The 12,295-nt window shown below is 42.4% G+C and carries 10 protein-coding genes and 1 other annotated feature; of the genes, 4 read left to right on the forward strand and 6 right to left on the reverse strand.

Features of this window, described 5'->3' with window-relative positions; all coding sequences use genetic code 11:
* Nucleotides 1-68 precede the first annotated feature (68 nt).
* The 3 genes from FE005_RS02840 to FE005_RS02850 all read right to left on the reverse strand — a co-directional run bounded on the left by FE005_RS02840 (nucleotide 69) and on the right by FE005_RS02850 (nucleotide 3,395).
* Nucleotides 69-845, reverse strand: coding sequence for a Cof-type HAD-IIB family hydrolase (locus FE005_RS02840; protein ID WP_003128084.1), 777 nt, complete (start codon nucleotides 843-845; stop codon nucleotides 69-71).
* Nucleotides 846-1,073: 228 nt separating this feature from the next.
* Nucleotides 1,074-2,204 (reverse strand): 5-methyltetrahydropteroyltriglutamate--homocysteine S-methyltransferase, encoded by a 1,131-nt coding sequence (locus FE005_RS02845; RefSeq protein ID WP_003128083.1) that lies wholly within the window; start codon nucleotides 2,202-2,204, stop codon nucleotides 1,074-1,076.
* A 47-nt stretch (nucleotides 2,205-2,251) separates the two neighbouring features.
* Nucleotides 2,252-2,509, reverse strand: a binding site (T-box leader).
* Between the two features lie 88 nt (nucleotides 2,510-2,597).
* Nucleotides 2,598-3,395, reverse strand: a complete 798-nt coding sequence (locus tag FE005_RS02850) for a formate/nitrite transporter family protein (RefSeq protein ID WP_103300750.1) — start codon at nucleotides 3,393-3,395, stop codon at nucleotides 2,598-2,600.
* Between the two features lie 372 nt (nucleotides 3,396-3,767).
* On the opposite strand from FE005_RS02850, the gene rpsD reads away from it, so the two are divergent.
* On the forward strand, nucleotides 3,768-4,379 hold the full coding sequence (rpsD, locus tag FE005_RS02855; RefSeq protein WP_003128081.1) for a 30S ribosomal protein S4: 612 nt from the start codon (nucleotides 3,768-3,770) through the stop codon (nucleotides 4,377-4,379).
* A gap of 247 nt (nucleotides 4,380-4,626) precedes the next feature.
* Here the strand turns inward: rpsD and spx are convergent, their stop codons facing one another.
* The 3 genes from spx to FE005_RS02870 form a co-directional block, all read right to left on the reverse strand.
* Nucleotides 4,627-5,076: a transcriptional regulator Spx gene (spx, locus tag FE005_RS02860; protein WP_060813259.1), complete on the reverse strand. Its 450-nt coding sequence runs from the start codon at nucleotides 5,074-5,076 to the stop codon at nucleotides 4,627-4,629.
* Nucleotides 5,077-5,111: 35 nt separating this feature from the next.
* Nucleotides 5,112-5,501, reverse strand: coding sequence for an Asp23/Gls24 family envelope stress response protein (locus FE005_RS02865; RefSeq protein ID WP_060813260.1), 390 nt, complete (start codon nucleotides 5,499-5,501; stop codon nucleotides 5,112-5,114).
* 295 nt (nucleotides 5,502-5,796) lie between these two features.
* On the reverse strand, nucleotides 5,797-7,158 hold the full coding sequence (locus tag FE005_RS02870) for a citrate/2-methylcitrate synthase (protein WP_113850270.1): 1,362 nt from the start codon (nucleotides 7,156-7,158) through the stop codon (nucleotides 5,797-5,799).
* A gap of 186 nt (nucleotides 7,159-7,344) precedes the next feature.
* Here FE005_RS02870 and acnA point away from each other — a divergent pair, with 186 nt between their 5' ends.
* The 3 genes from acnA (at nucleotide 7,345) to FE005_RS02885 (ending at nucleotide 12,250) form a co-directional block, all read left to right on the forward strand.
* Nucleotides 7,345-10,044, forward strand: a complete 2,700-nt coding sequence (gene acnA, locus FE005_RS02875) for an aconitate hydratase AcnA (protein ID WP_138371299.1) — start codon at nucleotides 7,345-7,347, stop codon at nucleotides 10,042-10,044.
* Nucleotides 10,034-11,284, forward strand: a complete 1,251-nt coding sequence (icd, locus tag FE005_RS02880; protein ID WP_103300747.1) for an NADP-dependent isocitrate dehydrogenase — start codon at nucleotides 10,034-10,036, stop codon at nucleotides 11,282-11,284. The genes acnA and icd overlap by 11 nt, the downstream gene beginning before the upstream one ends.
* Nucleotides 11,285-11,422: 138 nt before the next feature.
* Nucleotides 11,423-12,250, forward strand: a complete 828-nt coding sequence (locus FE005_RS02885) for a helix-turn-helix transcriptional regulator (protein ID WP_138371300.1) — start codon at nucleotides 11,423-11,425, stop codon at nucleotides 12,248-12,250.
* Nucleotides 12,251-12,295: the final 45 nt, after the last annotated feature.

Consider the following 12,295-nt stretch of genomic DNA (forward strand, 5'->3'; position numbering starts at 1 on the left):
GGCTGATTTCTCTGATTTGGCTGTTGCAAAAAATTTCAGGTTTGTCTGTTTCTTAGGACACAGTTTGTTTAAATCAAGTCTAGTTCTTTCAATGCTTGCCAGATGCCATCCTCATCATTGCTGGCGGTGACTTTATCAGCGATCGCTTGAATCTCGGGAGCCGCGTTACCCATGGCCACGCCGACGCCGGCAGCTTGCAGCATTTCGCGATCATTTTGGCCATCGCCAAAACAAATCACATCTTTTTGTGAGATTCCTAGTTGGTGTGCCACCGAAAGAATCGTGGCTGCTTTTGAACCATCTTTTGGCACGACATCGACACTGTTTTCATGCCAGCGAACAAAACGTAATTTACTGTAGCGATCGTCAAAATAGTCTTCATACTCTTTCCCATAAAAAGCCAACGCTTGATAGACTTCTTTTTCTTCCGGAAAGTGCATGTCTAATTCAGGCAATTGTGCGCCAAAAGAGCGCATTGCTTCATCCATGATGCCAATATTTAAAGAAGAAGCTCGTTTAGCCGTATCCATTCCCACAAATGCGGTATCGATCCCTAACTCGTTTGCTTCAGCAACAAATGCTTTTAGCTGTTCTTCATCTAATAAATTTTTGTACACTTGTTGGTGTGCCAAAAATGCAGCAGCGCCATTGCATAAAATATAATTATCAAAAGCAAGGGAGCGGATGATGTCTTTCGCATGGAAACGACTGCGGCCTGTAGCAACTGTCACGAAATGCCCTGCATTTCGCAGCAACTCCAATGCTTCAATCGTACTTTCCAACGGTTGCTTGTTCGAATCCAGTAACGTGCCATCAATATCAAAAGCAAAGAATTTCCGATTCATATCCATAAAAAACTAAGACTCTCTTTCTGTAAGAAATAACAAGAATTTTTACTTTTGGATCATGTTCTCTCCAAAAAGCATACCCTATTCTTAACATAAAAAGCTGTCTATTTCAATAAGTGGCGGATCTTGGTGAATGACTCTTGCTCACCAATGAAGGTGGGCTCATTTTTTTGGGAAACTGAAATATTTTCAACCACATGAAGTGTTTGCCTCAATCGTCTTTGTCTATTTGGCAGTGACTGGTTGAGTGCCCCAGACTTCATCTGCCACTTCAATGATCAGCTGCAATTTCTTCCATTGATCTTCTTCTGACAGAATGTTGCCCTCCTCTGTTGAAGCAAAGCCACACTGCGGACTCAAGCTCAAACGCTCTAAGGGCACGTATTGGCTGGCTTCTTTGATCCGGGCAATCAAGCTTTCTTTCTCTTCCAGAGCCCCATTTTTACTTGTGACTAGACCGAGAACGACTTTCTTTGTTTCCGGGACAAACCGCAATGGCTGGAAGTCCCCAGAGCGATCATCATCAAACTCCAAGAAAAAGGCTTCGACCGCTTCATGTCCCAACAGCGAATCCGCAACTGGCTCATAGCCTCCCGATGCCGCCCATGTCGAATGGTAATTGCCACGGCAAACATGGGTAGTCACGTGCAGGTCGTTAGGCAGATCCACCAATGCACTGTTATTCAACCGCAGATACAATTCTTGTAATTTTTGTGTATCATACTCATCGTTGGTCCTTGACTGCCAGTAATTTTTGTCCACCAGCATCCCCCACGTACAGTCATCCAATTTTAGATGACGACAGCCAAGATCATACAAGGCTAAAATGGTTTCACGATAGGCTTGCGCAATATCAGCAAGCAATACTTCCCGATCCGGATAGATAGCGTTCACTTTTTCTTCGTTGCTGCCTCGAACAAGTTCGACAAACAATTGAGCAGGCGCTGGGATACTCTGGCGAACAGGCACCCCATCTGCCTGAGCCGCGACAAAGCGATATTCCTCAAACACGGGATGTTCTGGATTGAATGCGACTTTCCCAGCTAATCGTGCAGAATCAGCACGGGTTTCTTCCCCATGGAACAAGTAGCCTTGATCCATTAAAATATGCTCTATTCCTTGAAATCCCCAGAAAAAATCCAAGTGCCAATAACTACGGCGAAATTCGCCATCGCTGACATATTTCAAGCCAACTTCTTTTTGTTTTGCGACTAACTCACTGATCGCCTGATCCTCAACTTCTTTTAACTCGGATCGAGTGATTTTTCCTTCAGCGAACGCTTCCCTTGCTTGCTTCAACTTCTCCGGACGCAAAAAACTTCCTACAATTTCATAATGATTGATCACTTGGCACATAGTTTCTCCTCCTTTTTTGGGTAAAAAAAAATCCTTAAGAGTTATCTCTTAAGGATGTAATAAATTTACATGGTACCACCTTAGTTTGCATCCGACTTACGAAGAATGCCTCTACTCCAATGCGACGCTGTTGCGTGATATTGGGGTCTCAGTAACGGGGACATCCGTGCGCTTCTAAAACTTGCGTTCTCGAAACACCCACTCAAAAGCCATTTTCAGATTCGTTTTCTTTCACCCTTTTTCAGCTGTCGGGGCTCTCTGTTAGAAATTCCACAGAATCTTACTTTCTTTTTCTACGTGTTTACTTATTGATTTTTAACAAGGATAGCAGAATGATTTTAGTGTGTCAATATTGATTTTAAAAAAAAGAAGCATTGCTGCTTCTTTCTTCGTTTAATCCACATAAGTTGATTTTGATTGATTGAGCCATGCATAGCCCAGACCCATGATCAAGCCGCCACCGATATAGTTCCCGATAAAGGCAAAGACAAGATTGTGAATCACGCTGCCGACAGTCATACCAGCTAAGTGGCCGCCAGATGCCCAGAAAGCTAACGTAAACGCTGGGAAGTTAGCGATGACGTGTTCATAGCCTAAGAAGGCAAAGATAAAGATAATGAAAATAATCGCAGCTACTTTCCCTGCATCATCTTTCATCCGCATACTTACTAAAACAGCTGTATTAACGACAATGTTTGCGAACATTGCTTCGACGACGATTTGGAGTGTCGGCTTATCAAGTTTTGCGGTAATGGAAGTCAATAAGAAATTATCCGCAGGCAACCCTTGAAAAGGTCCAGTCAAAGAAATAATTGATCCAAAAATCAAACCACCGACTAAATTGAAGAACACACAAGTGAACAAAATCTTCAATGCCAAAGGAACACTCAATCGTTTGCGATAAACACCGACGGTCATATACAACATATTTGATGTGCCTAATTCTGCGTTCATATATAAGATCATGACAAGGGACCAACTAAACATAAATGCATACAACATTTTTCCTAGTCCATGTGCAATGTCCTCACCTTTCATAGCAATCGCAAAGGCAATCGCTGTTCCTAGCGTCAAGAAAAGACATGCCATCATGGCCCGTACAGCATAGCGTAAATAACTGCTTTTGATCAAATCGACCTTCTTTTCAATGGAAGAATCAATTTTTTCAAATAATGGGGATACTGGATTCATTTTTCTGCTCCTTTTTTTGGGTATGATAATTGAGTTCGTTATAAAGTACACAATACCTTCACATTTTAATAACCAAACGCCTATTTGTAAAGTGTTTTCTGAAAAACGTTACTTTTTATATGAAATTTTCATCAAATTTTCATTGCAATTGAATTCAATCATACCTTGACTTTTCCTCTTATTTTATCGTATACTGTTCCTTGTGTAAAATAATGCAGCAGGGAAATAACAGCTCGTCACCAGTTCGTTGCCTAAAAGGTTCAATTGCGTAACCGCGGCTGCAAAGGTGAAGATTGAAGAACGAACTGCACGGATGTGAATTTTTCAACGGATTATTTTACTCCAAACTATATTTATTGGAGGAACTAAATTATGTCTCGTTATACAGGACCATCATGGAAAATTTCTCGTCGTTTAGGAATTTCTCTTTCAGAAACTGGTAAAGAATTGGCACGTCGCCCTTACGCTCCAGGACAACACGGACCAAACAGCCGTGGCAAAAAATCAGAATACGGTATGCAATTGACTGAAAAACAAAAACTTCGTCATATGTATGGCATGAACGAACGTCAATTCCGTACATTGTTTATCAAAGCAAGCAAAATCAAAGAAGGTAAACACGGTGTTAACTTCATGATCTTGTTAGAACAACGTTTGGATAACGTCGTTTACCGTTTAGGTCTTGCAACTACTCGTCGTCAAGCACGTCAATTAGTAAACCATGGCCACATTTTAGTAGATGGCAAACGTGTAGATATCCCTTCTTACCATGTTGAAGTTGGTCAAGTGATCAGCGTTCGTGAAAAATCACAAAACATCTCAACAATCAAAGAAGCAATCGAAGCAACTACTGGTCGTACAGCATTTGTAAGCTTTGATGATGAAAAATTAGAAGGTTCATTGACTCGTTTACCAGAACGCGATGAATTGACTGCAGAAGTTGACGAAGCACTAGTCGTTGAATTCTACAACCAAAAACTATAAGAATTTTCACCAGAAGCTGCGACAGAAATCTTGTCACAGCTTCTTTTTTTATAAATTGTTAGAAATAACTTCTTCGGAAAGAAGTCAAAATTTCACAGAAATCCGACAAGCAATTTTCGAACTCTCCTTTTCATCTCTCTTGAAGCAGACTACTTCTGACATGACCTCTTTTTTGAGAAATCAAAAAAACTGTGCTGGTTTCCCGAAGGAAATACCACACAGTTCGCGATTAATCGGCAGGTCGACTTCAAATAATATTGACGACGGACTCTCCGGATGATTTTTTTTGATGATAGTTGAACAACAGCAAATCTTTCTGACGCTTTTTAAAGATTACTTTCCGAATATTGCGTGGCACAAATTTGCGGATATCATCTTCATTATATCCTACTTGCAGTTTGTCGCCATCAACAATGATGGGACGTTTCAATAAATTCGGGTATTGCTCAATCAACGCTAATAATTCTTCTAATTTCAAGTCATCCAAATCAATGGCTAATTTTTGATACACTTTTGAACGTGTTGAGATAATATCTTCTGTCCCGTTTTTTGTCAAAGAAAGAATTTCCAGTAGTTCATCACTATTTAATGGATCGCTAAAAATGTTTCTTTCTTTGAAGGGTAGTTCATTTTCGGTCAACCAAGCCCGCGCTTTGCGACATGATGTACAGCTAGGCGTTGTGTATAGTGAAATCATTGATCATTCTTCCTTTCTGATTTTTCTGCGGATTCTTATTGATTATCTGTGATTTTTTCGATCGTTTCTTGTTTGACGACATCCACGATGCGAATGTTGATTTCTTTGACTTCTAAAGCAGTCAACCGACTAACTTCTTGCAAAACAATTTCTTGGATCTGAGCAAACAACCGGGGAATATCCTTCCCGTAGGCAACAATAACTTCCAAATCAATTGCTACTTGTTCTTTGCCAACTTCCACTTCGATCCCCGATGTCACATTGCTCTGGTCGGCCAAATCTTCCGTCATACTTGAAAAAAATTTTCCATCTGCACTGATTAAGCCATCAATTGACGCCAAGGCTACACCTACGATCGTCTGCAAGACTTTCTCCTCAAAGGTAAGCGAAGCAGTCTCTACACTTGCCGCTTGTTCATTTTCCATTTTTCACACTCCTTGTTTGCATTTCTGAAAAAAGAACGTTTTTTTTAGTAACAGATCCACCAAAACCAACAACCTTTTGCGGTTATCTGCCACCATGGGTAAAAATACCCTCCTCTATTAGCATAGAAGTTTTTTGTTTTTTTTACAAAGAAAAACACTTGTTACCGGATACTTTTTTTGCAAATTACCGAAATAAGGTACGTTTTTTTAATATAAAAAAGCGATTCCAGAAAATATTTTCCTCGATCGCTTCTTATATTTTATCTGATTTATCTAAAAAGATTCTTCCTCAATCCTACCGCTCATTCAACCTTGTATAGCTCCGGTCAGAAGACACTTCCTTATAAGCTGGTCGCATGATTTTTTGGGCATTGACTAATTCTTCGATTCGATGAGCAGACCAGCCGACGATTCGCGCAATCGCAAACATCGGTGTGTAAAGTTCTTCTGGCAAGTCTAACATTTTATAAACAAAGCCGCTGAAAAAATCAATGTTCGCACTGACGCCTTTATACATTTTTCGTTTTTGAGCAATCACTTCTGGAGCGATTCGTTCAACAGTTGTGTAAAGTTGATATTCTTGCCAAGCGCCGATGCCTTTCTCTTGTGCGAGTTTGGCTACATAATTTTTAAAAATTGCCGCTCGAGGATCATTGTCACTGTAGACAGCATGTCCCATACCATAGATCAAGCCCTTGCGATCAAAAGCTTCTTTATCCAAAACTGCTTCTAAATAACGACGAACTGCAGCTTCATCTGTTGTATCAGCAATCTGGCGTTTCAGATCACTCATCATCTCCGTCACTTTGATATTGGCTCCACCGTGTTTAGGCCCTTTTAGCGACCCTAATGCGGCTGCGATCGTCGAATAAGTATCGGTACCGCTAGAAGTAACTACCCGAGTAGTAAAGGTCGAGTTGTTTCCGCCCCCATGTTCCATATGAAGCACCAGCGCCATATCCAAGGTTTGAGCTTCTTGAAAACTATAGGCTTTATTAGGACGCAGCATGGTCAAAATCGTTTCTGCCGTGCTTAATTCCTCCGAAGGGCGATGAATATACATACTTCCCTCTTGATTGTAGTGATTATAGGCGTGGTAAGCGTAGATCGCCAGCAGTGGAAAGACACTGATCAGCATCAAACTTTGCTCTAATACATTCTCAATACTGACATCATCGGCTTGCGGATCATAACTGGCTAATGTCAAAATACTGCGAGATAAACTATTCATGATATCCGCAGAAGGTGCTTTCATGATCACGTCACGAACAAAATTGGTTGGAAGCGTACGTTTATCCGCCAATAACTGACGAAATCCCTGCAATTCAGATAACTTTGGCAGCTCGCCAAAAAGTAATAAATATGCAATCTCTTCAAAACCAAACCGATTTTCTTCAACGAATCCTGCAACCAGTTCATTGATATCGATTCCGCGATAACGTAATTCCCCACAAGCCTCGAGGGGCTTCCCCGCCACGATTTTTTCTGGATAAATGGTAGAAATGGTTGTTAAGCCGGCTAAGACGCCTTTTCCATCTAAATCTCTCAGTCCACGTTTTACGTCATACTCTGAATAAAGATTCATATCGATTTGATTGTGTTTCTGACACAATGATGAAAGATATGCGATATTCTTTTCTTTTTCTAATTTTTCCACAGCCATGTTACCTCCTAACATCCTTACGTAACCATGCTACTAACTTCATTTGATTCAAAAAATAAAAACTTTTAAACATTATAGCACGATGTTTATAAAATGAAATATTTTTCATAATTTTAATTGATTTTTCTTTTTATAAACGTATAATTATTCCTAATAGATTGATATTTAAGGAGGATGCTTATGAATTGGCACACAAACCTGATCGTGAATGATCAGCGCTATACGTTTATTGATTTAGCAAAGGTCGCGGCTGACTTTAACGCTGAATTAAAAAGATTGCCTTACTCGATTCGCGTGTTACTAGAAAGTGTCGCCCGTCACCAAGATGAAGAGATTACTGCTGTTTACTTGGATTATTTGGTCAATTGGAACGCTGAACAGCCCACAGGCGTCGTACCTTTCAAACCCGAACGTGTCGTTTTGCAAGACTTCACTGGTGTTCCAGCGGTCGTAGACCTTGCTGCGATGCGAGACGCCATCGTTGCCTTAGGTGGGAATGCAGATACGATCAATCCTGAGATTCCCGTGACTTTGGTTGTCGATCATTCCGTCCAAGTCGATTGTGCAGGGACTCCGGAAGCAGTGGCTTTCAATACGGCGCGTGAATTTGAACGAAACCAAGAGCGCTACCAATTCTTGAAGTGGGCTCAGGGTTCATTTGACAATTTTGAAGTCGTCCCTCCAGAGACCGGTATCATCCATCAAGTAAATATTGAATCACTTTCTGATGTGATTTTGGGAAAAAAAATCGCTGGCGAGTCGTTTCTTTTTCCGGATACATTGCAAGGAACAGATTCCCATACAACGATGATCAATGGTCTCGGTGTATTGGGCTGGGGCGTTGGCGGTATCGAGGCAGAAGCAGCGATTTTGGGCGAGCCGTCATTTTTCCCGACTCCAGAAGTTATCGGTGTCTGTTTTGTGAACGAAATGCCTGCCGGTACGACCGCAACTGATTTGGCGTTGACTGTTACTGAAGTCTTGCGAAAGGAGCAAGTGGTAGGAAAATTTGTTGAATATTTCGGAACCGGTTACCAACGGTTAAGTTTAGCTGACCGTGCGACCCTTGCCAATATGGCACCAGAATATGGCGCCACTTGCGGTTTTTGTCCAATTGATGAAGAGACCCTCAACTATTTAGCTACTACGGGACGAACACCCGAATTGATCCATAAGGTTGCTGCCTACACAAAAGCCAATCATCTCTTTTATGATGCGACGGAGATACCAGACTACACCAAAACGGTCACCATCGATCTAGCCAAGATCCAGCCCGCATTGGCAGGACCAAAACGACCACAGGACCGTATCTTATTACCGGAAGTTGGCACTGATTTCGATCGTTCCCTCACGGCTGACATCGGACCAAAAGGCTTCGGTCTTTCGGAGAAGGAATGGCAAAAAAGCAGCCAAGTTAACTGGCCAAACGAGCCTTCCGAAACATTGCAGACAGGAGATATCGTACTTGCAGCTATCACCAGCTGTACGAATACGAGCAATCCCTTCGTCATGCTCTCTGCGGGATTGTTAGCAAAAAAGGCGGTAGAAAAAGGATTGACCGTGCCAAAATCGGTCAAGACTTCCTTGACCCCTGGTTCCCAGATCGTAACCACCTATTTGACTGCCAGTGGATTATTGCCTTATCTTGAACAATTAGGCTTTTATTTAGTTGGATACGGCTGTACGACTTGTATCGGCAACTCCGGCCCATTAGAAGCACCCGTAGCAGAAGCAATCGAAAACGAAAATTTACTGGTCGCTTCTGTTTTATCTGGAAACCGCAACTTTGAAGGTCGGATCCATCCACAGATCAAAGCCAATTATTTAGCTTCTCCTCCGTTAGTCGTCGCCTATGCCATTGCTGGAACCATCCGGAAAGATTTGACGAAGGAGCCTCTAGGCGTCGTAGCAGGACAAGAAATTTATCTGGCGGATATCTGGCCAAGTAACGAAGAAGTCAATGAATATATTCAAGCTTTTGTTGGACCAGAAGCGTTTCGTGCAGCTTATACGCATCTATTCGACGCCAATGAGCGTTGGAACCGCATCGATACAACTGCCAGTGATTGTTATGCTTGGGAGGACACATCAACATATATTGCCCACCCACCCTATTTTGATTCCTTGACCAAAGAATTCCCTATCCAAACGAGTTTGTCTGATTTGAAAGTGTTAGCCAAATTGGGGGATTCTGTTACGACAGACCATATTTCTCCCGCTGGTAGCATTGGATTAGATTCTCCCGCCGGCAGGTTTTTGCAAACCAAAGCTGTTCCTTACCGTGAGTTCAACTCTTTTGGTTCACGGCGAGGCAATCATCACATCATGATGCGGGGAACTTTCGGCAACATTCGTTTACAGAATCAGCTGGTTCCTGGAAGTACTGGCGGGATCACCCATTATTTTCCTACAGGGGAAACGATGTCAATCTATGACGCTGCCATGAATTATCAGAAAAACGAACAGTCTTGCATTATTTTAGCTGGTAAAGATTATGGGATGGGTTCTTCCCGAGATTGGGCAGCTAAAGGGACCCAACTTTTAGGCGTCAAAGTAGTCTTGGCAGAAAGTTTCGAACGGATTCATCGCAGCAATTTGGTCATGATGGGTGTGATTCCTCTAGAATATCTTGCTGGGCAAACTGCCGCTTCCTTGGGATTGGATGGCTCTGAATCCTTCTTTATCCAACTGCCCGAAGAACCGCAGGTCAATCAGCAGATTGATGTGACAGCCAAACGTACAGATGAAACAATGATCACCTTTCCGACTCGGCTGCGTTTCGATGCACCAGCAGATATCCGTTACTGGAAACATCAAGGAATCTTACCAATGGTCATTCGCAAAAAAATAGAAGCAGGAGGAACTAGCAATGCATTCTGAAGCGTCCTTATCTAACACTGTTCTCACAATTCCTTATATCAGTGGTGACGGCATTGGTCCAGAAATTTGGCAAGCAGCGCAACCTGTGATTGATGCGGCCGTAAAACAAGCGTATGGTCCCAAAAGAAGGATCCACTGGCAAGAAGTTTTAGCTGGTGAAAAAGCATTTAGACAAACCGGCGAATGGTTGCCGCAGTCGACTCTTACCACTATCCAAGAGGCTAAAATCGCATTGAAGGGACCATTGACCACACCAGTTGGCAAAGGATTCCGATCCCTCAATGTCACATTGCGCCAAACATTAGACCTCTATGCTTGTGTTCGGCCCGTTCGATACTTTGCCGGGGTACCTTCTCCTTTGAAGCATCCGGAAAAGACGAATATGGTGATTTTCCGTGAAAATACAGAAGATGTTTACGCAGGAATCGAATTTGCAAAAAATGATCCCCTCACGAAACAATTAATTGAGGTGCTGCAAACACAGTTCAGTGTCAAAAACATTCGCTTTCCAGAAAGCAGCGCCATCGGGATCAAACCGATCTCAAAAGAGGGCAGTCAGCGGTTGATCAGCGGAGCGATCGAGTATGCTATCGCACACCACTTGCCGTCTGTCACCCTTGTTCATAAAGGGAACATCATGAAATTCACCGAAGGCGGCTTCAAAAATTGGGGCTATCAATTAGCGGAAACGAATTATGCCGATCAGTGCTTCACGATGAACCAATGGGCAACAATTAAATCTGAGCAGAATATTGAAGCGGCTCAAGCAGCACTTGCTGCTGCACAACAAGCCGGAAAAGTCATTATCAATGATGTGATCGCAGATAATTTCCTGCAACAGATTCTTTTGTACCCAGAAAAATTTTCAGTGATCGCAACTTGCAACCTCAATGGCGACTATCTTTCCGACGCATTAGCCGCTCAAGTCGGCGGAATTGGGATCGCTCCAGGTGCAAATATCAATTATGTAAGTGGTGCCGCAATCTTTGAAGCAACCCACGGTACTGCCCCCGATATCGTTGACACAGGAAAAGCCAATCCCTGCTCGTTGTTGCTCTCTGCTTGTATGCTCTTGGAATATATCCAGTGGGATGAAGCAGCAGTTCTTATTACCACAGCCATCGAGACAGCAATCAAGGAAAAGAAAGTCACAGCTGACTTTGCGGCAGCTATGACTGACGCGCATTGTTTGTCTACCAAAGCGTTCGGTGACTATCTGGTCACATTGATCACTCCATAATCATTCACCGCCCTCGTTGACTTGCCATTTTAAACAACTCAACGAGGGCTTGAATTTTTTTGAGACAACTCAACGAAGGCTTGATTGTATTTCAGTTGCTAGTTCCCCTATACTGGAGACACGAAAGGAGGAATTCACATGAATGAATTCAACATACGGCAAATCGGCCAACGGATTGCCAGCAAACGTCGAGAACTAAATATGACTCAAAGCAACTTAGCAGATCAATTATTGGTCAGTTATCAAGCTATCAGCAATTGGGAGCGAGGCAATACATTGCCTGACATTGAAAAATTGCCCCAGCTAGCAACAATTTTGCAGTTATCCATTGACGAACTATTAGGAAATAGCGGAGTTGCAGTAATGCATTACCACGAGGGAGTGGCCGATTCTCAGGAAATCACCACGTTGGCGCCGATCATTAAACCTAAAGAATTGGCAGCTGCGACTCAAGCCCAGCCTTTTGAAATTGAGTTAGTGGAGCAATTGGCACCTTTTTTGAGCAGTGAAGAATTATTTGCTTTATTGAAACCTATAACAGAACCGCTGACCGAAGAAGCACTAGAAGAATTTTTACCTTTTTTAGAGACAGATCATTTGGAACAATTGATGAAAGAGGACTATACTTTCGCTTTTCTGGAAGAAGCAGCGCCCTACTTATCTGCCACTTTCTTAGCCCAAAAAGTTGAGCAGGCTGTCTCAAACTCGCTGTCTTTATACGAGTTGGAAGATATTGCCCCTTTTCTCGAAAAGCAAGATCTAGGACGCATTCTTCAAAAGATCCTGGCAGCGTCAGAGAATCCGGAGCAACGGTTGTCAGAGCTTGAAGACCTGCTACCTTTTCTCGATGAATCTACGTTAGTAACGCTTGTCGGATACTTTCCTGTATCCTCTGAGGTTTTTGAACTGTTTACCCCTTTTTTGACTACAGAAACTTTGTTGCAAGCGTTGCGAAAAAAACGTTGATTTACTCTTTACTTTTCGTTAACCAAGATTTATAATTTCGTTAAC

It is taken from the genome of Enterococcus sp. M190262, from assembly GCF_005843965.1.
Classification (GTDB): Bacteria; Bacillota; Bacilli; order Lactobacillales; family Enterococcaceae; genus Enterococcus_D; species Enterococcus_D gallinarum.